This window comes from Synechococcus sp. A18-25c (assembly GCF_014280035.1).
Taxonomy (GTDB): Bacteria; Cyanobacteriota; Cyanobacteriia; order PCC-6307; family Cyanobiaceae; genus Synechococcus_C.
Genome location: NZ_CP047957.1, coordinates 2,306,877 through 2,332,350 on the forward strand (window position 1 = coordinate 2,306,877; position 25,474 = coordinate 2,332,350).

A 25,474-nucleotide genomic window follows, 5' to 3' on the forward strand; every position below is an offset into this window, starting at 1 on the left:
GCCGGCAATATGAATAACATTCCAATTAATACAAGAGCCTCCGATGATTCTACACCGTTGAGTCCTCTGGCTGCTCTCAAGCGATGGCTGAACTCCAAAAGAACAAAGGGGCGATAGGGATACTTCAATCAAGACTCAAGAGATTCTAAGAAGCTCAATTATCACACCTCAAAATCATTATCTCTGGCAAATCTAGAAGAGAATAAAAGCATAACTGAAGTTTTACAGCATAACGCTAAGCGAAGAGAGGACAATTCAATGATTCATACAATATTGACAAATAAGGTTTCACAACTTAGAGGCCAATATGACGGCGAATTAAATAAAGATGTTTCAACGTTCACGAGTCACAACGAATCGGTAGCGTCTTAGGCCAAGCCTCCGTGACCAAATCTGCAAATCCAAATTGAGACATGGTCTCTGCAGTTGACACATTGGATCCACACTTGGCGAGCAGGCCTCTTAACAGTGCTTGCAATGACTGATCGGTGGGCTCAGCATCCGACACCAACAAACTCAATGCCGGAGGGGAGGATGATTGGACAAAGGCCATGGGGTCGGGGCTATCTCCCTCGTCTCCAGACTCGCAATTGAAACTCGTTTCCCAAACAACAGGACGCGTCCCTTCCACATCAAACAGCACGACGCTTGCCGGACCTGCAGCAAGGGTGCGGGTGCTTTCGGTAGTGCCGTCCTCAGGCTTCAGGATGACCTGCAGGCTCACTGGACGATCAGATGGACCCTGCAGAATGCCCACAAGACCCGACGCATCGGGCGCGTAGACACTGGTCTCAGGAACCAGATGAATCAGGGAACGAGCGCTACACTCGCCGCGGGTCCCTCCGCCCACACGCCGCCCAGGGAAGGTGCTGCGCGGATCGGGTTGAGCTTCCACCATCACTGCAAAGCCGCTACTGATCACCAAACCAGCAACAGCTGAGAGCAACATTGATTGGGCTGAAAAGCGGCCCATATTCCGAGGGGTGTCCACTATCTCTCCAGCCTGGCAACAATCCTGTCAACTGTCCAAAACGAAATCTGAAACACCAACGAAATTGATGTTGTGTCAGCTTGCTGAGAACAGTCGAGCAAAGGTCTTGCGCATGCGCTCAATTAAATCAAGCTCAAAGGTCTGGGTCTGGTCCAGCGAGAATTCGCGGCGGCGTGATTCACGATTCGCCATGACAGCTGCGAAAGCTTCCATGGCATCACCGTTTTTCAAGAACTGATCATTGATTGTGCGCTGACTAATTTTCTGAACCATCACATGCCCCTTAGCCAATACTGATGCCTTGCGAGGCTCATCAGTGAGAGCAGCCATTTCACCAAAAACAGCTCCCTGACACAATTCGGCTAGCTGTATCTGCCCCTGTTGGGCACCACTCGCCTTCACATGTACAGAACATGTCCCCTCGAGGACGACGTACATCGAACCACCCACATCGCCTTCACGAACAATCGTCTCAGCATCACCAAACGACAGAACTGGATCGTGTACGACAATGTCCCTGATTTGAGCATCGTTAAGCGACTCAAACAGCAGCTCACTCCGCAGAACAGCAAAACTCTCATCTTGCAATTGCTGTTCAAGCTCCCCCTCTCTCCGTTCGGTATCAGCAAACGTTCTGGTATCCTCAACCGGATATGGGAATGAGTAACCCGCACGATGCACAGCATACCAAGCATCAGCAAAAAGACTTGACTTAATAACAGCCCTTTGCATGTAGTCTTCAATGAAAAACCATAATCGATAGTTAATCGATGAATCACTAAATTCTTCGACCAAAATGTACGAATCTTGCGCATCTACAACACTAGGGTGTTGATCTAAAACAGCCGATAAAATTGCAATAATCTTCCCAGGCGGCGCCTCGTAGGGAAGGCCCATAACGATGTCTAGTTGATAACGACGTGCAGTGGGCCTGGAAAAATTAATCACTTTTCCAGTGTCAATCACAGAGTTCGGAAGAATGATCATCCGATCTCGCGCGTTGTCATAGAGGTAGGCACTGTTCCATGACACAGTCTCAACACGGCCAACACAACCATCAATCTCCACCCAATCGCCAACTGAAAATTGCCGCTCCACCTGAAATGTGAGAGCAGAAGAAATATTGCTGATCTGCGAGGCGGTGCCGGGACCCACAACAAAAGCCAGGCCTCCCAAAACTGCTGCTGAACCAAGGGTGGTCAACAATCCTTGGCTTTGAAGCTGAGCTGCTACCACCACCATTACCGCCCCAACAAGAAGCAGATCCTTCAAAATCCTTGGAGGCGCAACTTTGCGCCGACTGAATCTGGCGAGTACGATCCAAAAAAAATCAAGGACAACCTCAACGAGGGCGACATAGAGCGCACCGATCTCAACCAATCGGAGCCAGATCAGTGCCTCACCCTGCTGCTCGAACAACAGCACCAAACGACTCAAAATTGCAGCCGTCAATGACACCCGAAAAAACAACATCCCGGGGATCCAACGTCCATACCGAAACGAATGCGATCGACGAGCACGACCCAACACAAAGGTCAGCAGCCATAGCAACACCAACAAAAACAAGGGCATCACAGCACTTCAGGCATCATCAACGTCTTACAGCCACTCTGTCAGAACCATGACCCAAAGCACCTTGCAGGCCCCATGCATCAGCTGATCAGCAGCAAGGGTGTATCGGAAACGACACTTGCCATAATCAATAACGGCATGGAAGAACATTTCCGCTAAGCCAAGAATCGGAACACCCGTCAGCAAAGCGACCACAAAACCGTGGGTTCCCGCGTGGGCAGACAACCACCAACGCCAATCCAAAACAACATCTTTCCCTGGACACTTTTCAACTGCCATCCGATCCCCTTGGAGGGGAAAGTCAGCAACAAAATGCCCAAGAATGAGCAAGATCAGCAGTTGAAAGGGTTGATCCGCAGGAAAGGCTATCTCAAGCATCTGCGGAAAGCGACCATCACCCTTTTATCGTGACTCATCCGCAAAAGATTTCAACAGAACAACGTGAGCCGTTACGTGCAAGAAGGAAAGGGCTGGCATGGGGCAATCTGCAATCAACACGTCACAGCCATACTCTTGTGCAACAACGCCGTGCGATGGATTCCATTGCTCTCCAGCTGAACGAGCGCAAAAGCAAAGGGCCTGAAAACTCCGTCATCAACCCTGCAACGACGTCTTCCTCTTAGACCTCAGGCGCCAGGTTCGGCCGACAACCACCATCCCACCGTTAACAAGCAGCTCAAAGTCGCCCAACGCAGAAGAAACCGACATCAGCGATGAACGATCTAACAGCACAGCGAAGCGCCTGATGAATGACCTCGAAGGCAGTCAGCGGCAGACCACCTACCTCGAAGACCAACGCCGCTGCTTAAAACGACCCACTCATCGGTGTTTCGTCTGATCGCTTCAGACGCTTGGCCAGTTGACGCAGCAAGCCGTGCGTGAAATGGCTCGAGCGCTGCATCAACTCATCAAAGGCGTGAACAGGAAACACAAAAACGGTAAGGCCATCGGAGCAAGCCTGAAGCTGGCTCATGGATGGCTCTCCGGTAATCACCTCCATTGCACCGATGACGGAGCCAACGCCATGCTGCAGGAGTTGGCCACCATCGGTTATTTCGGTTGCACCACCACGAAGAATCAACAGGATTAAATTCTTGAGGTTCACAGCATCACTGGCTGACCACGATTTCAACCAACCATTCTCAGCAACCCATAGCAATCCAGACGGCAACAAATCACCGAACAAGCTTGAATTTGCTAAGCAAGGAAATTCATCGAGATCACGATGCTTTTGACCCTTGATCTGACTCTCCAAAAACATTGATGTCCCAAGCTCAAGTCGACCGGACTGCAATCTCAATGCAACAACCTCAGGCCGAATGAGTCGCTCGACCATCAAGACCCAACCAGCTGTATCGGGGTCAGGATCCATCCATAGCGTCTCAAGCGCTTGATCCAAAGAAGCGCTCTGGTCTGGTTGTTGCTGCAACTCCTTTTCCAATACATCAGGAGGAAAAACCTCAGCAATTCCATTCAAACGCTGCTCCATCGCTAACGCCAAAGGATGCAGCAACACCTGATCGGTTGCATGCTCTTGCAAAACCAACAAGTAGGCGCGCTCTTGCTTGAATTGCTGCAGGCGTGTCTGCATCCTCAACCGTGCCAAATCACCCGTGCTACTGAATCGGCCAAGCACGCGCTCAGCATCAGCATCCTCCAAACCTGAATCCAACTTCAACCGTTCCAGGCGAGACTGCAATTGCGCAGGGAGAGCAGCGACTTCAAGAGTCTGCAAGCTTGATATGACCAGAAAATCCTCAATGACTTCAGCAAAAGCTTCTTCACGTAATTGCTGAAGCTGCAGAGTTCGCTCATCCAGCTGCAACAACGACGGTTCCTCGACCGCTAAAACGCGGATGGCGGCATGGTGATCCTCTTCGGAAAGCTTCAAACTTTGACGCAACTCTTCTAAGTCCGCTAACGCAACGGCTCGATCAAGAGAGCCCTTACCAATCAAATCACGAATGACTCCTTGATAAATCTCACGGGCCTGTCCACGAACAGCAACAGGAAGTGCCTTGGCCAAAGTAAAAATCTCTTGGGCCGACAAGTCCTGCAATCTTCGTCCATCCAATGCGATATCGAGATCAGGAAGTTGCTTCAGTTGTCTTCTCAAACTATCGCTTGTGCTCTCACGACGATACGTGGATTGGTCACGCGACCAAGAACGGAATAAAACAATCGCCGAGACCGCTAATACCAACGAGCGCATCCATTGACCCCCATGGGGACCAAACGTGCCCTGACTGGGATCAACGAACCAGAAAAAAAAGTTAACTGAAAAAAAAGTGGCTAGTAAACGCGTCCGACTAACCGCTAACTCTGCAGCGGTAGGCAACCCTAGTTTTTCGTATCGATGCAAAAAGATGCGCTCCATGCCTTGAAAGACAGCAAAAGAGGCCCAGCCAGCTAAGGCCAAAAGCAGGGGGATTACCACAATCCTTGGAAACGGAAGCCATCCACCCAAAGGATCAAAAGCTCGCGCAGGTAATGTTGCATCAAAAGCCCAGTGGCCTTCGCGCAAATAAGTGAGTTCTGAATCTTTGGGTGCCACATGAGCCTCAATAGCCATCATCAACTCAAAGAACATCAGAATCAGACCTGGATAGGAATACCAGGCCCAAGCCAATCCACGCTTACCCCAGAGAGACTTCCAATAATGGCGTTCAGAATCAATATCAATGCAAGAGACTTGGCAAGCCACACAGGCACTTTTCTCCTGACCTGAATCAGCAATGGAGCGACACATCGACTGAGTGATCTTGGTTGTACTACCGATATGAGCAGCTCCCCCAAGAGCACCGCGCTGACCCGTCAAAATCGTTTGAACTGGACCCATTGGACAGATATATTGACACCAGGCTTTTCCGGCATAGAACCAACCAACGAATGCTGCTGCTGCCAGAGTAAAAATCATTAGCGATGCCAGGCCTATTGGACTGGAATTAACAACCAACAGACGAAGACAAAGTCCAGCAATCAGAAGCGTCCATTGCAATTGCACGTGATGACGCGCGAGCCATGAGTCTGGATTGACCTTAACGGGCTCAAGACGACCTCTTTTATTCTCAACTTTGCGCTGAATCCCAAGTGAGCGAGCAGCCTGAGAGACAAATGCCAATGGACAAATTCGGCGCCAAAATTCGTGGCTTCCAACAACCAAAATCAACAAACCAGATGGAACAACGACTCCCCAAAACAAACGATTCCCTGGCTGGCGATGCATCACGCACTCAATAGCGTTGGGTTCACAACCTGGAGCCAATGACGGTGGCAATGCCAACACTGGAATAAGCAGTGAGAGGATCAATAAACACCAACCAGTCAATAAAATCCAGCGCACTACCCGTGCCTGATGTTCTGGCCATTGGCTGAACCAACGCATGCTGAATCGCGCTCAAACATCACCTTAACCTGGCCAAAATGACCTTTGAACGTCAATCAGAAGGTTGCATCCCAGCGCCCAAGCCAAAGATGAAAAGCATCAGGGCCATGTGGGTCGAACACCACAACTGGAAGCCTTGCGCTAGTGGCTGAAAGTGCTGCTAGCGGCTCAAAAGCAAGATCTGAGCTCGCAGGAGATCACCGATGAAGCAGGCACGATGGTGTTCCGCCGACGGGAGCATTGCAAACCTTGAAGGTGCTGAAAACAGTGCTAAGGCCATCAATCTCCCCCAAGAGCCAGGATGCACACACTCGCCGAGATTGAGTCGGTGGCATCCAAATCCAAGTCTGCTTGGGAGAACCAATGACCAGCCCGTGGACGGCTGATTACCCCTGCAGCTCTTGCCGCAACATGGTTTTGGCCTGCTCCAAGGCACCATCCAGGGCAGCCCCATCACGCCCTCCAGCCTGAGCCAGGTTGGGCCGGCCACCGCCACCACCGCCACAGAGCTTGGCGATGCCAGCGATGAATTGGCCGGCCTGGAGCTTGGCAGCAATCACCGACGTGCCGAAGGCCGCCACCAGGATCACTTTGCCCTGATCGGCTGGGTCCGGCAGTCCACCGATCACGACCGCAGCACCATCCCCCATCTGATCAGCCAGGTTCTGCGCGGCCCCCTGCAGACCCGCGCCATCCACGCCATCGAGTCGTTCCACCAGCAGCTGGAAGTCGCCCACCGCAACAGCCTTCAAGGCCAGCGCTGCTGACTTGGCCACCGCCAGTTCAGCCTGCGCCGCGGCCAGCGCCTTGCCAGTGGCTTTCAGCTCGTCTTGCAGGGCAATGACCCGGTCGACGATCTCCGCAGGCTGCGCCTTGAAGCGCTCACCCAGCCGCTTCACCACCGCATCCCGTTCATTGAGATAGGGCAGCACTGCTGCACCAGCGACGGCTTCGATGCGGCGAATGCCAGCAGCGACACCGCTCTCACTCACGATCTTGAACAGCCCGATTTCCGCCGTGTTGCCCACATGGGTGCCACCGCAGAGCTCCATCGATACGCCTGGCACATCCACCACACGCACCACATCGGCATATTTCTCACCGAACATCGCCACCGCTCCAGCGGCCTTGGCCTGCTCGATCGCCATCTCCTGCACCTCGAGCGCATGAGCATCGGCAATCCAACCATTGATCAAGCTCTCAATACGTTCCAGTTCCTCTGCGGTGACCGCCCGCGGGCAGTGGAAATCGAAACGCAGGCGATCAAAACTCACCAAGGAGCCGGCCTGACCGATACCGGAATCCACCACCTGTTTAAGCGCTGCTTGCAACAGGTGGGTAGCGGTGTGATTGGCCTGCGCACGACGACGGCAAGCACGATCCACCCGGCCGTACACCACATCACCCACCGACAGACCACCGCGCTCCACACGACCGCTGTGCACGAACACACTGCGGTTGCGACTCACGGACTCGACGATCACGATCAGGCCATCACCGGCCTGGCCATCCGCCACCAGCGTGCCCCGATCACCGATCTGGCCGCCCCCTTCGCCATAGAACGGCGTGACATCCAGCACCACCTGAACGGCATCTCCAGCGACAGCGGTCTTCGCCGGCTCACCGTTCACCACCAGGGCCTGGATGCTGCTGCTTTGTTCCAGCTGCTCATAACCCCGAAACTCAGTGTCTTGCAGTCCTGCAGCCACCTGGTCGATCGCGTCTTGCAGCGTGAGGTCAATGCTCACTGCAGCTGCTTTCGCCCGCTGGCGCTGCTGCTCCATCGCCGTCTCAAAGCCGTCGACATCCACAGCAAGGCCATGCTCCTCAGCGATCTCCTGGGTGAGCTCCAAGGGGAATCCATAGGTGTCATAGAGCTCAAAGGCCTGCTCACCATTGATCTGCGACGGCTTGGCCGCGAGCACATCAGCGAGCAACTTCTCGCCGCGTTCCAAGGTCTCCAGGAAGCGAGCTTCTTCCCGTTGCAGTTCCGCAAGGATCACCTCCCGCCGCTCTAGCAACTGCGGATGCACTGATTGCATCAGGGCGATGGAAGCCTCACCCATGGCCTGGAGAAACGGCTGATCGATGCCGAGAAGACGGCCATGGCGCACCACCCGGCGCAGCAGGCGCCGCAGGATGTAGCCGCGGCCGAGGTTGCTAGCGGTGACGCCATCGCTGATCAGCTGGGTGATCGCACGGCTGTGATCACCGATCACCTTGAGCGACGTTTGGCCCTTGTCATCGAGCTGGTGGTAGTCAACACCAGCCTGCTCAGCAGCCGCCTGAATCAGCGGAAAGATCAGATCGGTCTCGTAATTGTTGGGAACCTTCTGCAGAATCTGCGCCATTCGCTCCAGACCCATGCCGGTGTCAATGTTGCGGTTCGCGAGCGGCGTGAGCATTCCCTCCGCGTCGCGGTTCGACTGCATGAACACCAGGTTGTAGAACTCGATGAAGCGGTCGTCGTCGTCCAGATCGATGCCGTCATCGCCCAGTTCAGGCTTGAAGTCGTAGTAGATCTCCGAACAGGGCCCACACGGCCCAGTGGGACCAGAGGCCCAGAAGTTGTCGGCCTCATCCATACGGATGATCCGCTTGGGGTTCACCCCCACCACCTCACGCCAAATCTGCTCCGCTTCGTCGTCATCACGGAAGACACTCACCACCAAATTTTTGGGATCCAGACCGAACACCTGCGTGCTTAGCTCCCAGGCCCACTCGATCGCCTGCCGCTTGAAGTAGTCCCCAAACGAAAAGTTGCCGAGCATCTCGAAAAAGGTGTGGTGCCTAGCAGTCCGGCCCACGTTCTCAATGTCGTTGGTGCGGATGCACTTCTGGGAACTGGTGGCACAGGGGGCTGGACGCTCCTGCTGTCCAAGGAAAATCGGCTTGAACGGCAGCATCCCAGCAATGGTGAGCAACACCGTGGGGTCGTCAGGCACCAGGGAAGCGCTGGCCATGCGTTTGTGGCCGCGCTCCTCGAAAAAAGCCAGAAACGCTTCTCGGATCTCCGCACCCGTGCGGGGACGCGCTGCATCGGTTCGCGACGATCGTGCAACAGCCATGGCGAGTTCGAGCTCGAAAAGCGGGTCCAGCAGCCATGATCGCCTTTGAGCCGCCACCGACGTTGGCTGACAGCACTGCCGAGCCGAGCCGCGCGTCCCTCAGGCTGCGCTCCCTGAGCTGGGCCCTGATTGCCGGGGTCACTGCAGGGCTGATCAGCCTGCCCTTCGGGATCGACCAGGCTGTGAGATCCACCGGCTGCGGATTGTTTTACGGCCTGCTGGCATTCCATTTGGAACGCGTCGATCCTGAGGATTCCCATCTCCAAGCAGGACTGGTGGGGGCCATCTGCGGCGTACGCACTTTGGGAATGTCCCTGGCCTCCCCTTGGGATGGAGCAGACGCCCTGGCATCATTAGTGAAGGATTTCGTCATGGGGTGGCTGCCGTTGATCGGCAGTTCGCTCTTGCTCCACGGGTTCCAACGCATGTTGTCTGCGTCGCGGCCATGAGCCTGCTGCACGCCACCTGGCTTCCGGCCATCCGTACTCCCAGCAGCTCCGGGCGAGCTGCATTGCTCGTGTGGGCTGACACCTGGAGGGTGGCCGAGCCCATGGGACCAGGCACGACACCAGCCATCCATCCATTCACGCTCAAGGCTGAAGACCTGCGCGCTCTGCTGAGCGAACGGGATCTACTCCCCAACGGCATCATTGACGCCACGGCCTGTCTCACCCTGCCGAGCCGCAGCGTGAAGCCGACGCGAAAGGCCAAGGCCGCTCAAGAGACTTCCAGCGACGACGCACCTCCCTGGTGCGGCCTGCCGCTGCAGGCGGGCGAGCCGATTCCCAAAACCACGGAATGGTGGCCCTGGCAGGTGCAGGGTCTTGCGATCGAACCGATGGCGGCCACCGAGTGGTTGGCGCGGCTGCCCCTATCCGGGCGTCATCCGGATCTGGCCGACGAGCTGCGCTGGTGGAGCCACATGCAGCGCTGGGCCCTCAGCTTGGTGGCGAGGGGTCGCTGGTTACCGCAGGTGGAACTGAGCAAGGGCGAGGGCTATCCGCATCGAGCCCGCTGGGTGCCGCTGCTCAACCGGGAAGAAGACCGCCGCCGCCTGGAGGACATGGCAGCACGGCTGCCCTTGGTAGCGACCTGTGCACTGCCCTGGCGTGAACCGACCGGCAAACGCAGCAATCGGATGACCCGACTGCGACCTGAAGCGATGCGGGCCGCCAATCCCGTGGCCTGCTGCCGACCCCGCAGCGGCCGCCTGCGGGTGGCCACTTTGCTGGAAGACCTGGTGGATGCCCAGCTGCGCAAAGGCTTCACACCGGATCAGGAAGGCCTAGACCCCTTGCTCTGCGCCTGGGAGGACGCGCTTAGCTCTGAAACCGGCGTGATCAACCTCAAGGATGAGGACGCTGAACGTCTGGCAACTGCCAGTCACCATTGGCGTGAGGGTGTGGCCGGAAATGTGGCCGCTGCGCGTGCCTGCCTGGAGCTTGAAACCCCAGCGGAAGGGGAGGACCTCTGGCCCCTGCGTTTCTTCTTACAAGCGGAAGCGGATCCCACCTTGAAACTGCCAGCCGGTACAGCTTGGGCCGCCGGTCCAGACGGGTTGCAACTCGGAGAAATCCCTGTGGAGCGTCCCAGCGAAGTGCTGCTCGAAGGCATGGGCCGAGCAATCACCGTGTTTTCCCCCATCGAGCGCGGACTGGAGAGCGCAACACCAGAAGCGATGCAACTGACCCCGGCTGAAGCCTTCGTGCTGGTGCGCACTGCAGCGCGCCAGTTGCGAGATGTGGGGGTGGGCGTCGATCTGCCCCCGAGCCTCTCTGGCGGACTGGCCAGCCGACTGGGCCTGGCCATCAAGGCCGAACTTCCCCAACGATCGCGCGGCTTCACCTTGGGCGAAAGCCTGGATTGGAGCTGGGAGCTGATGATCGGTGGTGTCACTCTGACGCTGCGGGAGCTGGAGCGCCTCAGCGGCAAACGCAGTCCCCTGGTGCGCCACAAGGGCGCCTGGATCGAATTGCGGCCCAATGATCTCAAGAACGCTGAACGGTTTTGCAGCGCCAACCCGGAACTGAGCCTCGACGACGCGCTGCGCCTGACAGCCACAGAAGGCGACACGATGATGCGGTTGCCGGTGCATGCCTTCGATGCGGGGCCCCGGCTGCAAGCCGTTCTGGAGCAGTATCACCAGCAGAAATCACCGGATCCACTGCCGGCACCAGAGGGGTTCTGCGGACAGCTGCGGCCTTACCAAGAACGTGGACTGGGGTGGCTGGCCTTCCTGCATCGGTTTGATCAGGGTGCCTGCCTGGCCGATGACATGGGCCTCGGCAAAACAATCCAGCTGCTGGCGTTTCTCCAGCACCTGAAGATGGAGAAGGAGCTGAAACGACCCGTGCTGCTGGTGGCGCCCACTTCGGTGCTGACCAACTGGAAGCGGGAAGCCGCAGCGTTCACCCCTGAACTCCAGGTCCGAGAGCACTATGGGCCTAGACGCCCAACCACCCCAGCAGCCTTGAAAAAGGCCCTGAAGGATGTGGACCTGGTGCTCACCAGCTACGGGCTGTTGCAACGGGACAGCGAACTGCTGGAAAGCTTCGACTGGCAAGGCACGGTGATTGATGAAGCGCAAGCCATCAAGAACCCCTCGGCCAAACAGAGTCAGGCCGCCCGTGACCTGGCCCGAACTCGCAAAGGCACCCGATTCCGCATCGCTCTCACTGGCACACCGGTGGAGAACCGCGTGAGTGAACTATGGGCGCTGATGGATTTCCTCAACCCCCGCGTGTTGGGGGAAGAGGAGTTCTTCCACCAGCGCTATCGGATGCCGATCGAACGCTATGGCGATATGTCATCGCTGCGGGATCTCAAATCCCGCGTGGGTCCCTTCATCCTGCGCCGGTTGAAAACCGACAAAGCGATCATCTCGGATCTGCCGGAGAAGGTAGAGCTGAGCGAATGGGTGGGGTTGAGCAAAGAACAGAAATCGCTCTACGCCAAGACCGTCGAAGACACGCTCGATGCCATTGCCCAGGCCCCCCGCGGCAAACGGCACGGCCAGGTTCTGGCATTGCTCACCCGCTTGAAACAGATCTGCAATCACCCCGCCCTTGCCCTCAAGGAAGAGTCAGCGAGCAACGACTTCCTGAAACGCTCTGTGAAGCTGCAACGGCTCGAAGAGATTCTCGAAGAGGTAATCGAAGCCGGCGATCGGGCGCTGCTGTTCACGCAGTTCGCGGAGTGGGGCAATCTGCTGCAGGGCTATCTGCAACGCCGTTGGCGCAGCGAGGTGCCCTTCCTCAGCGGCAGCACCAGGAAAAGCGAACGCCAGGCGATGGTGGATCGCTTCCAGGAAGACCCGCGCGGGCCGCAGCTGTTCTTGCTGTCACTCAAAGCTGGCGGTGTGGGCCTCAATCTCACGCGCGCCAGTCATGTGTTCCACATCGACCGCTGGTGGAACCCCGCCGTTGAAAACCAGGCCACCGACCGCGCTTATCGCATCGGTCAGACCAACCGAGTGATGGTGCACAAATTCATCACCAGCGGATCGGTGGAAGAAAAGATTGACCGAATGATCCGGGAGAAGTCCAGACTGGCGGAAGACATCGTCGGTTCCGGCGAAGAATGGCTCGGAGGCCTCGACATGGGCCAGCTCAAGGAGCTGGTGAGCCTCGAGGACACCCCGTCTTGAAACCATGAGCATTACTCCCAACGGCATCAACACCTCCCTCGGCGATGAAGGGCTCGGCCAGCAGCCGTGGTGGGTGGAGCAGTGGATGGAGTTGATCAACTCCTACCGCTTCAAGAAACGCCTGGAGCGCGCCTGGACCTACGCCCGAGAAGGGCACGTCACCTCGATCCGTTTTGAAGGCCGCCGCGTCCACGCCCGGGTGCAAGGCACCGGTGAAGACCCCTACAAGGTGAAACTCTGGCTGGATGTGCTGAATGACGAAGACTGGGGCTACGTGCTGGAGGCCCTCACTCAGAAAGCCCGCTGGTCAGCTCAGCTGCTGGCCGGAATCATGCCAGCCGACATCGAGCGGGCCTTCGCTGCTAGTGGCCGTCGCCTTTTTCCCTTCAAGCTCCAGGAGGTGCGCAGCGAATGCAGCTGCCCTGACAAAGCGAATCCTTGCAAGCACATCAGTGCGGTCTATTTCCTGATGGGGGAACGCTTCAGCGAAGATCCCTTCGTGCTGTTCCAGCTCAGAGGCCGCACCCGAGCCAAGCTGCTGGAAGACCTTGCCGAACACCGGCTCAAAGCCCTTCAGGCCAGGGTCGCCAAACAATCCGCCGCCACCGATGACTCTGCGGCGTCGGACGCTGGCGCTGAACCAGACATCCCTGGACCAGTGACGCCTCCCCACCCGGCGGTGCTGGACCCAACGCTGTGGTGGCGTTACGACGCCAGCCTGGACGGTGATCTGGTGGTTATCACACCCGCCATGGACGGAGACACGGGCCTGGACTCCGCAGGTGAACTGCCCCTGGCCGAGGAACCACGCTTTCCAGAAGCCAAGCCACGCTTCATTCAGCATCTACGCGATCAGGGACAGGCTCTGGCGCAGCGGGCCATGCTGGAAGCAATGGCCACCGGTGGCTGAGACAGCACCCTGGCTGACGCAGGAGAGTCAGGGGCTCACCTCCATTCTGCTGCGCTCGCATCAACGGGCCTTCGGAAGAGCGCTGCTCGCATGCGACCGTCCTGGCACCTCAAGACGACTGACCAACCAAGAGCTGTTCAGCAGCGCCGTTGCTGTTCTCGCCCACGACAACAGCAACGATCCGCGCTTGATCTATGCCAACGCCATGGCTTTGCGGCTCTGGCAACGCTCCTGGCCAGAGATGATCGGCATGCCATCGCGCTACACCGCTGAGGAAGGGGCACGACGGGAGCGCGCCTCTGCCCTTCAGCAGGCACAGCGCCAAGACGCGTTCGAGGGCTACCGAGGCATTCGCATCAGCGGAAATGGACGCCGATTCATGATCAACAACGCCAGGATTTGGACTCTTTGGGATGAAGAAAACCGCAGCTGTGGACAGGCAGCTGCTTTCTCCAACTGGTATTGGATTGAGCCCTGAGAGACAACGGTACGGCTCCCACGGCAATGCTGTCGCAACAACCGAACTAGGTGGTCTTGACCGAACCAAATCGGGCGGTTCTCCACCTCTTCAGATTCAATCAAACGGCGCAGATTGTTCTCGTGGGTGATGCCAACACCCCATCAACATCACTCCTGAGGAGTTCATCATGATCACCCTTCGCCAATCCCCTTTCGACCTGTTCGAGCGCCTCGACCAGCAGTTGTCCCAAGCAGAGCGCGTTCCTGCCGCCGAGATTTACGAAACCGCCGACCACTACACCGTGCGCCTGGAACTCCCGGGTGTCGCCCGTGACTCAATCGACGTGAAAGCCACCGACCGCAGCTTGAGCGTCACCGCCGAGCGGCAATCTCTGCAGCCTGAACCAACGAACGAAGCCGCTGACTCCGCCGAGACCGCCCTGCTGAGCGAATTCCGCTACGGCACCTGGAGCCGCAGCTTCCGCTTTGGCCAAGGCCTGAACCGAGAGGCCATCACCGCCAACTACCGAGACGGCGTGCTGGAAATCACGGCAGGGAAAACCCAGAGTCACACCAGCGTCACGGTGGCTGTGGACGCCTGAGCGTCAGCCTCCCCGTAACCATGACCCACAGTGAAGAGAACGCAATCTGGCCCTCGCCTCCCAGCGAGGGCTTTTTCATAGGGAGCGGCCCTCTGCGCATCAACGCGTCAGCGACCAGCCGATGAACAAGAGACTGACGCCCACCAAAAACACCAGACCGAACCAACTGAGCGCCCGCATGGCCAGGCCATCGCGATGCTGAGGCTCCACCAAGGGACTGTTCATGGTGTCCATCGCCATCCAGGCGAACACCGGCGCCGTCAGAAAACTGCCCGTCATGGCACCAAACACGAAATCCTTCACGGTGACGCCACCGCTGTAGGCCCAGAGCAGTGCCACCAGCGCCGCCAAAAGATGCAGCAGAATCCACAGCCCCAGTCGCCGCCGCTGGGGACCGGGCGCCGAGTCGCCGCGATCCACACCCTGGAGCAAACCCTGAATAGCGGAGATGCTGCGCGGATAAGCATCGAGGCAGGTCAGCGTGGTGCTGAACATGGCAGCAAAGGCCGCTGGAACGATGATCCAGGCCGCCCAGGTGCCCATCGCATCGGTGTAGATGCGGATGAGGTTCTGGGCAAAGGCGACGCCAGAGCCCTGCATCATCCCGTCGCCGGTGCCGTACATCGTGTAAGCACCAAGGATCACGAAGAACAGGGCGGTGACCACCGTGACGCCGTAACCGAGATTGAAATCGGTCTCGGCCTCCTTGAGCGATGCCGTGTGATCACTGTCGCGGGCACGGGAGAACATCCAAAGCGATGGCCACACGCACATCTCCACGGGCCCCGGCATCCAGCCCATCAACGGAATCAGAAAGCCAAGGTCGGCCAGCTGCCAGGGAGAGGGATCGGCCGCAAGCCACGTGGAGGCCACATCTCCGGCGGGACCGCGAATCAGCAAGGACGCCGCAGCCACCCCGGTGAGCAAGGTGAGCAATGCCACCAGCAGCTTCGACAACCGATCCAGGGCTCGGTAGTGACCGAACAGAAGAATCAGACCACAGGCCGCCAGAACAGCGATCGACAGGCCAAAACGGTTGGTCTCAGCCAACAAAGGAATGTTCGTGAGCAACAGCCCAGCGACGAAGCTGACCGCCGCGATCGTGAACGTCCCGGTGAACAAACTGACCAGCAGGTAAAGAGGCAGATAGGTCTTGCTGCGCTTCTGAAAACCCTCCAGCAAGGACAGTCCTGTGGCGGCCGTGAAGCGGCTGCCCACTCGCAGAAAGGGGTATTTCACCAAGTTGGTGAGCAAGATCAGGCCCACCAGGGCAAACCCGAAACGGGCACCGGCCGTGGTGGACGACATCAGGTGGGAGCCACCGATGCAGGCACCGGCCAACAGGATGCCCGGCCCGAGGCTGCGTCGCACTCCTGAGATCGCCTTAACGGCGCTGGATGACATAACAGCTGATCGCACTGCAAGCCATCTTCCAACCCACTCTTCTTAAAGTTGATTTCCGTCGCATTTCCCGACATGGTCGTCGCCGCCCCGACCGTCACCGGACGTCTGAGTCTTCAGTGCGAGGCGATTGCGTCCGACAGCTGCACCATCCGTTCCCTCGACTGGGAGCGCAGCCGCTTCGACATTGAATTCGGACTGCGCAACGGAACCACCTACAACAGCTTTTTGGTGCGCGGGGAACGCACCGCTCTGATTGACACCAGCCACGCCAAGTTCCGTGACACTTGGATCCCGCTGCTGCAGGAGCAGATCGATCCACAAACGATCGATCTTCTGATCGTCAGTCACACCGAACCCGATCACTCCGGCCTGATCGGCGACCTCCTGGATCTGAATCCTGAGATCGAGATCGTGGGATCCAAGGTTGCGATTCAGTTCCTGGAGAACCAGGTGCATAGGCCGTTCAAATCTCGGGCGGTGAAAAGTGGCGACGAACTGGATCTCGGCACGAATCGTGACAGCGGCGTGAGCCATCGCTTTGAGTTCCTCAGCGCTCCCAACCTGCACTGGCCGGACACAATCTTTTCCTTCGATCACGGCACGGGCGTTCTCTACACCTGTGATGCCTTCGGATTGCACTACTGCTCCGACGACGTCTTCGATTGCGACCCGGGAGCGATCGCTCCCGATTTCCGCTTTTACTACGACTGCCTCATGGGCCCGAACGCCCGCAGCGTTCTGCAGGCGCTCAAACGCATGGATGCGCTGCCTGAGATCAACACCATTGCCGTGGGCCATGGACCCTTACTGCGTGAGCATCTGCAGCATTGGATCGATGATTACCGCACATGGAGCGGTCAGCGCAGCAAAGGCGAAAGCTACGCCGCTGTTTGCTACTTGAGCCAATACGGGTTTTCCGATCGCATCAGTCAGGCGATTGCCCATGGCATCGGCAAAGCGGAAGCCCAGGTGCAACTTGTGGACCTGCGCGCCACCGATCCGCAGGAACTGACGGCACTGATTGGCGATGCCAAGGCCGTGGTGGTGCCCACCTGGCCCGCGGAACCCGATAGCGATCTGCAGGCCGCCATTGGCACCCTTCTGGCCGCCCTCGGACCCAAACAAACAGTCGGGGTCTACGACGCCTTCGGCGGCAACGACGAACCCATCGATGCGGTCGCCAGCCAGTTGCGCAGCCAAGGACAGAAGGAAGCCTTCGCGCCGCTGCGCATCCGTCAGCTCCCCTCCGGTGCCGACTACCAGCGTTGCGAAGAAGCCGGAACGGACCTCGGTCAGCTGTTGACACGTGCCAAAACCATCGCCGCCATGAAGAGCCTCGATGGTGACCTCGACAAAGCACTCGGACGACTCAGCGGTGGCCTGTACGTGGTGACCGCCAGCCAGGGCGAAGGCGAAGCGCAACGGCGCAGTGCCATGGTGGCCAGCTGGGTCAGCCAGGCCAGCTTTGCCCCCCCGGGTCTCACGGTGGCCGTCGCCAAGGACCGCGCGATCGAAACACTGATGCAGGTGGGAGACCGGTTTGTGCTCAACGTGCTGCGAAACGACAACCATCAAGAGTTGATGCGTCACTTCCTCAAGCGCTTTCGTCCCGGTGCCGATCGCTTTGAAGGTGTGAACGTTCTAGAGGGCGTTGCTGACGGCGGTCCCGTGCTCGGAGATGCTCTGGCCTACCTCGGCTGCCGGGTGGAGCAGCGGATGGAAGGGCCTGATCACTGGATCATCTATGCCGTTGTGGAACAGGGCAACGTGGCCGATACCGAAGCCATGACCGCCGTGCATCACCGCAAAGTGGGGAATCACTATTAATGACTGTGACGTCACCCCCGACCGCACCCGCCAGCCAACGGGACGTGATCACACTGCCCATCAGCCCAGGGCTGGTGTGCCTGCGTGGCCTCAGCCCGCAGCGACTCCGCTTCGAGCTGGAATACGCACTGGAGCGCGGCAGCACCGCCAACAGTTTCCTGTTCGAGGCTGGCCTTGCGGTTGATGGCCTGCCCAGCCCAGCCCTGCTTGTGCACCCCCCCGGAGCGGCCTATGCAGAGGTGTTCTTGCCCGCCCTCGCGGCGGCTCTTCCCCACGGCTGTGATGAGCTGCTGGTGGTGGTGGGTCATGTGAATCCCAACCGGGTGGCTCTGTTGCGCTCCTTGGCGGAGATCTACCCCATGATCACGCTGATCTGCTCCAACCCTGGGGCCAAATTGCTGCAGGAGCTCTGGATGCAGCGCAAGCCCTTGCCACCCGGAGAACCGGACAATCGACCGCCGCTGCCCTCCCTGCCAGAGCTGATGGTGATCCGCCAGGAGCAGAGCTTGTCCCTCAGCCATGGCCACACCCTGGAGCTTCTGCCGGCACCCACCCCGCGCTGGCCCGGCGGCCTGCTGGCGTTTGAAGACAGCGAAGGGCTGTTGATGAGTGACAAGCTCTTCTCTGCCCATGTCTGCACCCCTGACTGGGCCGAAAGCAACCGCACCGCCACCGAAGAGGAACGACGGCACTTCTACGACTCACTGATGGCGCCGATGGCCAGTCAAGTGGATGCCGTCGTTGGACGGCTCGAAGAACTCGACATCCGCACGATCGCGCCGGGTCATGGTCCCGCCATTGAAGCCAGCTGGCGCAGCCTGCTCAATGACTACCGGCGCTGGGGCGAAAGCCATCAAAACGCCACGCTGAATGTGGCCTTGCTGTTCGCCAGCGCCTACGGCAACACCGCCGCCATCGCTGATGCCTTGGCCCGCGGCGTTAGCCGCACGGGGGTCGCCGTGTGCAGCCTCAATTGCGAATTCACCCCCAGCGATGAACTGCTGAAAACGATCCGCGCCTCCGACGCCATCTTGATGGGCTCGCCAACGTTGGGTGGCCACGCGCCCACACCGATCGTTTCGGCTCTGGGAACCGTGCTGGCGGAAGGCGACCGCAGCAAACCCGTGGGGGTGTTCGGCAGCTTTGGCTGGAGCGGAGAAGCGGTGGATCTGCTGGAAAACAAGCTGCGGGATGGCGGCTTCAGCTTCGGCTTTGACCCGATCCGCATCAAGTTCAGCCCAGACCGCACCAAAGTGAAGGAACTGGAGGAAACCGGCACCCGCTTCGCCAGGCAACTGCTGCGCACGGAGCAGCGAGCGCAGAGACGTAGTGCCGGTGGCATGAGCGAAAGCCGCAGCGATCCCGCGGTGCTCGCACTGGGACGTGTGGTGGGATCCCTTTGCGTTCTCACCACGCGCAAGGCCGAGCTCAGTGGAGCGATGGTGGCCAGTTGGGTCAGCCAGGCCAGCTTTTCTCCTCCAGGGCTCACCATTGCCGTGGCCAAAGATCGCGCCGTGGAAGCGCTGCTGCATAAGGGCGATCGCTTTGCGCTCAACGTGCTGGCCGAAGGACGTGAAACCGCCCCGATGAAACAGTTTCTGCAACCCTTTGAGCCAGGGGCGGACCGCTTCGAGGGACTCGCGCTGGAGACCAGTCCTTCCGAGCAACCGCTGCTACCGGAGGCTCTGGCCTGGATGGAGTGCGAAGTGAAGCAGCGGATGGAATGCGGAGACCACTGGCTGATCTATGCCGAGGTGCTGCACGGTGGCCTCTTTGACACGGAGGGCAGCACAGCCGTGCATCAGCGCCGCAGCGGAGCGAACTATTAACAACGACTCCCCAATAGAGGAGCGCATCCAACCGACAACACGTCCACGCAACTCATAGTCGCTATGAGTTAGGGCTAAACTGGATGTCATTTGATACCGAGACATGGATCTCTCTAAACCCAATACACAAGCCAATCTCGAGGCCGCTTTTGGTGGTGAGAGCATGGCCAACCGCAAATATCTGTTCTTCGCTGATGTAGCCAAAGCACTGGGCCACAAAGAGCTCGCCAAGTTGTTCCGCGACACGGCTGCCCAGGAAACGGAACATGCCTTTGCCCATTTCCGCCTGCTGCATCCCGAGCTGGTGGTCGACGATCCAGCAACTCTGAGCGATGAGCAGAAACAGACCATGCTCACCCGTTGCCTCGAGCTCGCCATCGAGGGCGAGACCTACGAGTACACCACCATGTATCCGGAATTCACGGCCCAGGCACAGACAGACCGAGACGGCGGCGCAGCGGAGGAATTCGCCGAGCAAACCGAAGAATCAGCCACCCATGCCGACTGCTTCCGCACCGCAGCCAAGAACTTCGGACTGCTGACGCCGATTGAAAAGCATCACGCCGAAACCTATGGCGTCGCCCTTGAGGCACTGAAAGGCAAGGGAACGGCAGGTCAGGCCGAGCAACCCATCACGGGCCAATGGATCTGCAAGCAGTGCTCGATGATCTACGACCCAGTGGCCGGAGATCCGGATTCCGGCATTGCCCCAGGCACTCCGTTTGAAGCGATTCCGGACGACTGGGAATGCCCAATCTGCGGTGCCCACAAAGCCAGCTTCGTGCCCTACAGGGAAGCGGAATTGAAAGCAGCCTGAAGCGAGGAGCCATCACAATGAAGTGTCTGCCGTGGAAGGTGCGCCCATGAGCTCACCCATCAGTCCTGATGTGCTCGTCATCGCCGCAAGCAATGGCCAGAACCTGACCCTGGCGCAGCGGTTTGTGGACCAGGTGCGCAGCCTGGGCCAGCGCGCTGAGCTGCTGGATCTCACCAGCCTCGACCTGCCTTTGTTCACACCACAGGTGAAAGAGCAGGGCATGCCTGCTGGCGTGGGACCACTGCACAAACAACTGATGGCGGCTCCCCGCTGGGTGATCTGTGCACCGGAATACAACGGCTCCATCCCACCAGTGCTTACCAGTGCCATCGCCTGGCTATCGGTGCAGGGGGATGACTTCCGCGAGCTGTTCAACGGCCGACCTGTGGCGATGGCCACCGTCTCCGGAGGAGCTGGCATCGAACTGCTGACGGTGCTGCGCATCCAGTTGACCCATCTCGGCGCGCAGGTGGTGGGACGCACGCTGGCTGGGAATCAGGCACGGCCAGCCAAAGACAGCTCCATCCAAGAGCTGCTCAAGCGTCTGCTGCAGATGTCACCCCTAAGCCTTTGAGCCACCCCAGCGAGCCAATGCCTGACCTCTCCGCAGACGCCCACCAGCAGGAAGCTGTCATCCTGCGGCGCCCAGGCCCCGAGCGCTTTCACACCCAAACCGAGTGGCTTGACTCATTTCATAGCTTCTCCTTCGCAGGCCACTACTCCCCCGACTGGATGGGCTTCGGGCCCTTGCGAGTGATCAATGACGACGTCATTGCCGCAGGTCGCGGATTCGGGATGCACTCCCACCGCGACATGGAAATCATCACCGTGATGGTGGAAGGTGAACTCACCCATCGCGACTCGCTCGGGAACAGCGGCTTGCTGCAGGCCGGAGAAGTGCAGCGCATGAGCGCTGGCACAGGCATCGTGCACAGCGAGATGAATGAGGCAAACGAGCGCTGCAGGCTCTTGCAGATCTGGATTGAACCCAGCGAGGACGGTCTCACTCCCAGCTATGAACAGCGGGCGGTGCACCTCTACGCCAACACCTGGACACCGGTGCTTAATCCCATAGACCCCCATGCCATGGCCATCCAGCGCCCCGTTCACCTGTGGCGAGCCAACGTGGCCAAGGGGAAGACTCTGGACCTGCCGAGCATTGAGGCATCGCACCGCTGGCTTCAGGTCATTGATGGAGAAATCGAACTGAGCGGCCTTAGCGGCAGCAACACACTCCGGCGAGGCGATGGCCTGGGATTCCGCGGTCGTCCGACTGACTTAGAGACCCTCAAAAGCCATTGCGATCACAGCGATCTGCTCCTGTTCGCCTTGAACTAAACCGCAACCAGTGCGGAGTCACCCACATCAATCCCGAAGAGTTTCGGGATTTGCGCCACACACCACATCTGGCGCCCTGAAATGACAGTGTCACCACACAGCACCATTCAACGAATGGGTATCAATCCAGATCCTCAGTACGCGGTTCGCTATCGCGGTTTTGTTTTGCTGCAACAAAACAATCACAGCTGGCTGGTCAGGCCAGAGCGCAGTCCAATGACCTTGCTGCCGTTTCGCACGCCCACCTGCTCGCTGGCAGACGTGAAAGCATTAGTGGATTGGCGACTGGAACAGGAGCAAACTCTGCTGTCTGCCGCCAAGAGCCTGGCTCAGGCTGCTTGAGGAGGAGGAGTGGGTGATCCCTGGGACTGAATGGGGATCACCAGCGTGGCCCAGCGCTCAGGGCGCTCAGGGCGCTGGCGTCGGGCCTGGCGGACGCCAAAAGGAACACGAAGCACGTTGGTGCCTTCAATCGGCAAGGTGTGGCCACGGCCTAGAGCGGCTTGAAGACACTCAGGAATCTCAGGCAATTGCAGCGAATCGGCGCTCAGGGCCTTGGATTCGGAGGGGTGGTTCATGTCGCGACTCATTGATTCCCTCTTTGCGACTGGTGAATGCTGTGCAGTGTGGAGAACAAATTGTTCTCACGATGAAAAATCGAAGCTTAATTTTCGATTCTCGTGAAATTTATCGCACAGGTTGAACAGAAGCCAGCTCTTCCACGCTCGGACAAGTGCAGACGAGGTTGCGGTCACCATGCGCGTTATCGATGCGCGCCACTGCCGGCCAAAACTTGCTGAATCGCTGATCCGGGAGGGGGAAGGCCGCCTGCTCACGGCTGTAGGGACGATCCCATCGATCTGCTGTCACCGCCGCCAAGGTGTGCGGCGCCCGGCGCAGCGGGTTGTTGTCAGGGTCACTGGCGCCTGCCTCGATCGCAGCCGCTTCAGCGCGGATCGCGATCATGGCGTCGCAGAAACGATCCAGCTCCTCAAGACTTTCACTCTCCGTGGGTTCCACCATCACCGTGCCCGCCACTGGCCAGCTCACCGTCGGAGCATGGAACCCGTAGTCCATCAATCGCTTGGCCAAGTCATCCACCTCAAGGCCAGCGCTGCGGCGGAGCCCGCGCAAATCAAGAATGCATTCATGGGCCACCAGGCCGCCTTCCCCCTTGAACAACACCGGGTAGTGGGGATCCAAACGCTGAGCCAGATAGTTGGCCGACAGCAGTGCAACCGCCGTTGCCTGACGCAATCCCGCAGCCCCCATCAAGCGCAAGTACATCCAACTGATCGGAAGAATGCCGGCGCTTCCCAGGGGCGCCGCGGACACTGCGGAGATTGCTTGCGCACCGCCGCAGGCCATCAGGGGATGACCCGGCAGAAAAGGCAGTAGATGCTCGGCCACGCCGATGGGACCAACACCCGGGCCACCCCCGCCGTGGGGGATGCAGAACGTTTTGTGCAGATTGAGGTGGCAAACGTCGGCGCCGAACGCGCCCGGGCGGCACAAGCCCACCTGGGCGTTGAGGTTGGCCCCATCGAGATACACCTGGCCGCCGTGGTCGTGGACCAGGTTGCAAATCTCCCGGATACGGGTCTCGAAGACCCCATGGGTTGAGGGGTAGGTGACCATCAGAGCCGCCAGGGACTCGGCGTGATCCTTGAGCTTTAGGCGCAGGTCATCCACATCCACATTGCCCTGTGCATCGCAAGCCACCGCCACCACGCGCATGCCGGCCATCACGGCACTGGCGGGGTTGGTGCCATGGGCACTGGTGGGGATCAAACACACATCGCGGTGTCCCTGGCCGCGGGCTTGATGCCAGGCACGGATCACCAACAGACCTGCAAACTCCCCTTGAGAACCTGCGTTTGGCTGCAGGGACACCCCTGCAAATCCAGTCAGTGACGCCAACCAGCGCTCCAAATCCCGCGCCATTCGCTCATTGCCCTGCAGTTGATCCGCTGGAGCGAACGGATGGATGGCGCCAAATTCCCGCCAACTGACCGGCGCCAGCTCTGCCGCAGCATTGAGCTTCATGGTGCAACTGCCCAGCGGGATCATGCCGTGCACCAGCGAGAGGTCTTTGCTGACCAGCCGTTGGATGTAGCGCAGCAGCTCTGTTTCGCTGCGATAGCGGTGAAACACCGGTTGCTGCAGCCAGGGAGCCGATCGCAACGGCACGCCAGACAACATTTGATCGGCAGCCCCAAGACCTACCTGTGCAGGCAGGTCAGCCTCCAGCGCCTCCGCCACGACCGTCAGCAGCCGCCGCACCTCGGCTTCATCGCTGTGCTCATCGAGACTGATGCCGAACCCTTCAGATGCCTCGATCGCAGCGCCATCGGGCAGACAGCGCAGGTTGAAGCCCTCCTGCAAGGCCAGGCGGTGAATCTCCGGAGCCTGAGGACAGACCACATCAACACTGTCGAAGCGGCAGCCATCGGGCAGGCTCAACCCCAACGCCTTCAGACCTTGCTCCAGCTGCGAACGCAGCGTCACCACACGACGCGCGATCCTGGCCAGTCCTTCGGGGCCGTGATGAATGGCGTAGAAGGACGCCATCACCGCCAACAGCACCTGCGCCGTACAGATGTTGCTGGTGGCCTTGTCGCGGCGAATGTGTTGCTCACGCGTCTGCAGCGCCAGCCTTAAAGCAGGACGCCCTTCAGCGTCGCGGGACTGGCCGACGATGCGGCCTGGTAACTGGCGCCGATAGGTCTCACGGGTTGCGAAAAAGGCAGCATGGGGACCACCGCCGCCCATCGGCACACCGAAACGCTGAGAGCTGCCCACCGCGATGTCAGCCCCGAGGCTGCCCACAGGTTCCACCAGCACCTGAGCCAAGGGATCAATGGCCACGGTGACCAACGCACCCTGTACATGGGCCTGCGCGATGCAAGCGCGCGGATCCCAGAGGATTCCGCTGCGCCCAGGCAGCTGCAGCAGCACTCCAAACACATCCGATCCCCACTGGAACCGCTCGGGGTCAGCCACATCAAGCTCAACCCCGAGGGGCTGAGCCCTGGTGCGCAGCACCGCCAGAGTTTGGGGCAACACCGCTGCATCCACCAGAAAACGCTGGGCGTCGGATCGCTTACAGACTCCAAAGCTCATGGACATCGCTTCCGCGGCGGCGGTGGCTTCATCCAAGAGCGAGGCATTGGCGATAGGCAGCCCGGTGAGCTCACTGATCAGCGTCTGGAAATTGAGCAAGGCCTCCAGCCGGCCCTGGGCAATCTCCGCCTGATACGGGGTGTAGGCGGTGTACCAAGCGGGGTTTTCCAGCACCTGACGCTGGATGAGAGCGGGCGTCACCGTGCCGTAGTAACCCAGGCCGATCAGGGAGCGCATCACGCGGTTGGACTGCGCTAGCTGCTGCAGTTCCACTAGTGCCTGGGCTTCGTCGGCGCCGGCGGGCAGCACCCCCCGCGGGGGCTCAGCATCCAGGATGTCCCGGGGCACGACAGCCCGTACGAAAGCCTCGAGGTCAGCAAAGCCAAGCTTGGCGAGCATGACCTGGATTGCCGTGTCGCTGGGTCCGATGTGGCGCTGAACAAACGGTGAACGACTGTCGTCGGAACCCGTCTCCACCATGCGCTGGTCCAGCAGGGTCATGG

The 25,474-nt window shown here is 59.1% G+C and carries 19 protein-coding genes; 11 read left to right on the forward strand and 8 right to left on the reverse strand.

The window, feature by feature from the left end; all coding sequences use genetic code 11:
- Window positions 1-340: 340 nt before the first annotated feature.
- From SynA1825c_RS12545 to alaS, 5 genes are all read right to left on the reverse strand, one after another.
- Window positions 341-991: a hypothetical protein gene (locus tag SynA1825c_RS12545; protein ID WP_186469593.1), complete on the reverse strand. Its 651-nt coding sequence runs from the start codon at window positions 989-991 to the stop codon at window positions 341-343.
- Between the two features lie 75 nt (window positions 992-1,066).
- On the reverse strand, window positions 1,067-2,563 hold the full coding sequence (locus tag SynA1825c_RS12550; protein ID WP_186469594.1) for a mechanosensitive ion channel family protein: 1,497 nt from the start codon (window positions 2,561-2,563) through the stop codon (window positions 1,067-1,069).
- A 27-nt stretch (window positions 2,564-2,590) separates the two neighbouring features.
- Window positions 2,591-2,941, reverse strand: a complete 351-nt coding sequence (locus SynA1825c_RS12555; RefSeq protein WP_186469595.1) for a DUF3307 domain-containing protein — start codon at window positions 2,939-2,941, stop codon at window positions 2,591-2,593.
- A 427-nt stretch (window positions 2,942-3,368) separates the two neighbouring features.
- Complete coding sequence (locus SynA1825c_RS12565; protein ID WP_186469597.1) at window positions 3,369-5,948, reverse strand: 4Fe-4S binding protein; 2,580 nt, start codon at window positions 5,946-5,948, stop codon at window positions 3,369-3,371.
- Window positions 5,949-6,334: 386 nt separating this feature from the next.
- Window positions 6,335-9,016 (reverse strand): alanine--tRNA ligase, encoded by a 2,682-nt coding sequence (alaS, locus tag SynA1825c_RS12570; protein ID WP_186469598.1) that lies wholly within the window; start codon window positions 9,014-9,016, stop codon window positions 6,335-6,337.
- A gap of 35 nt (window positions 9,017-9,051) precedes the next feature.
- Between alaS and SynA1825c_RS12575 the strand changes: the two genes are divergently transcribed.
- From SynA1825c_RS12575 to SynA1825c_RS12595, 5 genes are all read left to right on the forward strand, one after another.
- Entirely contained in the window at window positions 9,052-9,465 is a 414-nt protein-coding gene (locus SynA1825c_RS12575) for a hypothetical protein (protein ID WP_186469599.1), read from the forward strand.
- Window positions 9,462-12,662: a DEAD/DEAH box helicase gene (locus tag SynA1825c_RS12580; protein ID WP_186469600.1), complete on the forward strand. Its 3,201-nt coding sequence runs from the start codon at window positions 9,462-9,464 to the stop codon at window positions 12,660-12,662. Before SynA1825c_RS12575 ends, SynA1825c_RS12580 begins: the two co-directional genes overlap by 4 nt.
- Before the next feature lie 4 nt (window positions 12,663-12,666).
- A complete protein-coding gene (locus SynA1825c_RS12585; RefSeq protein WP_186469601.1) occupies window positions 12,667-13,572 on the forward strand; it encodes an SWIM zinc finger family protein in 906 nt (301 codons plus the stop codon).
- Window positions 13,565-14,050: an MEKHLA domain-containing protein gene (locus SynA1825c_RS12590; protein WP_186469602.1), complete on the forward strand. Its 486-nt coding sequence runs from the start codon at window positions 13,565-13,567 to the stop codon at window positions 14,048-14,050. Before SynA1825c_RS12585 ends, SynA1825c_RS12590 begins: the two co-directional genes overlap by 8 nt.
- A 169-nt stretch (window positions 14,051-14,219) precedes the next feature.
- Window positions 14,220-14,633 (forward strand): Hsp20/alpha crystallin family protein, encoded by a 414-nt coding sequence (locus SynA1825c_RS12595; protein ID WP_186469603.1) that lies wholly within the window; start codon window positions 14,220-14,222, stop codon window positions 14,631-14,633.
- A 99-nt stretch (window positions 14,634-14,732) separates the two neighbouring features.
- Here the strand turns inward: SynA1825c_RS12595 and SynA1825c_RS12600 are convergent, their stop codons facing one another.
- Window positions 14,733-16,037 carry an NRAMP family divalent metal transporter gene (locus SynA1825c_RS12600; protein ID WP_186469604.1) on the reverse strand — a complete coding sequence of 435 codons (1,305 nt, stop codon included), beginning with the start codon at window positions 16,035-16,037 and terminating at the stop codon, window positions 14,733-14,735.
- Between the two features lie 72 nt (window positions 16,038-16,109).
- On the opposite strand from SynA1825c_RS12600, the gene SynA1825c_RS12605 reads away from it, so the two are divergent.
- The 6 genes from SynA1825c_RS12605 to SynA1825c_RS12630 all read left to right on the forward strand — a co-directional run bounded on the left by SynA1825c_RS12605 (window position 16,110) and on the right by SynA1825c_RS12630 (window position 22,190).
- Window positions 16,110-17,864 carry a diflavin flavoprotein gene (locus SynA1825c_RS12605; RefSeq protein ID WP_186469605.1) on the forward strand — a complete coding sequence of 585 codons (1,755 nt, stop codon included), beginning with the start codon at window positions 16,110-16,112 and terminating at the stop codon, window positions 17,862-17,864.
- A complete protein-coding gene (locus SynA1825c_RS12610; protein ID WP_186469606.1) occupies window positions 17,864-19,693 on the forward strand; it encodes a diflavin flavoprotein in 1,830 nt (609 codons plus the stop codon). Before SynA1825c_RS12605 ends, SynA1825c_RS12610 begins: the two co-directional genes overlap by 1 nt.
- Window positions 19,694-19,796: 103 nt before the next feature.
- Entirely contained in the window at window positions 19,797-20,510 is a 714-nt protein-coding gene (locus SynA1825c_RS12615; protein WP_186469607.1) for a rubrerythrin family protein, read from the forward strand.
- Between the two features lie 46 nt (window positions 20,511-20,556).
- Window positions 20,557-21,084 carry an NADPH-dependent FMN reductase gene (locus SynA1825c_RS12620; protein ID WP_186469608.1) on the forward strand — a complete coding sequence of 176 codons (528 nt, stop codon included), beginning with the start codon at window positions 20,557-20,559 and terminating at the stop codon, window positions 21,082-21,084.
- 17 nt (window positions 21,085-21,101) lie between these two features.
- Entirely contained in the window at window positions 21,102-21,848 is a 747-nt protein-coding gene (locus SynA1825c_RS12625) for a pirin-like bicupin family protein (protein ID WP_186469609.1), read from the forward strand.
- Window positions 21,849-21,962: 114 nt separating this feature from the next.
- Window positions 21,963-22,190: a hypothetical protein gene (locus SynA1825c_RS12630; protein ID WP_186471214.1), complete on the forward strand. Its 228-nt coding sequence runs from the start codon at window positions 21,963-21,965 to the stop codon at window positions 22,188-22,190.
- Here the strand turns inward: SynA1825c_RS12630 and SynA1825c_RS12635 are convergent.
- Together SynA1825c_RS12635 and gcvP are read right to left on the reverse strand one after the other, a co-directional pair.
- The gene (locus SynA1825c_RS12635) at window positions 22,178-22,438 is read right to left on the reverse strand and encodes a hypothetical protein (RefSeq protein ID WP_255478393.1); all 261 of its coding nucleotides are present in this window, start codon (window positions 22,436-22,438) and stop codon (window positions 22,178-22,180) included. The genes SynA1825c_RS12630 and SynA1825c_RS12635 overlap by 13 nt on opposite strands.
- A gap of 97 nt (window positions 22,439-22,535) precedes the next feature.
- Window positions 22,536-25,472: an aminomethyl-transferring glycine dehydrogenase gene (gene gcvP, locus SynA1825c_RS12640; protein WP_186469611.1), complete on the reverse strand. Its 2,937-nt coding sequence runs from the start codon at window positions 25,470-25,472 to the stop codon at window positions 22,536-22,538.
- Window positions 25,473-25,474 lie beyond the last annotated feature (2 nt).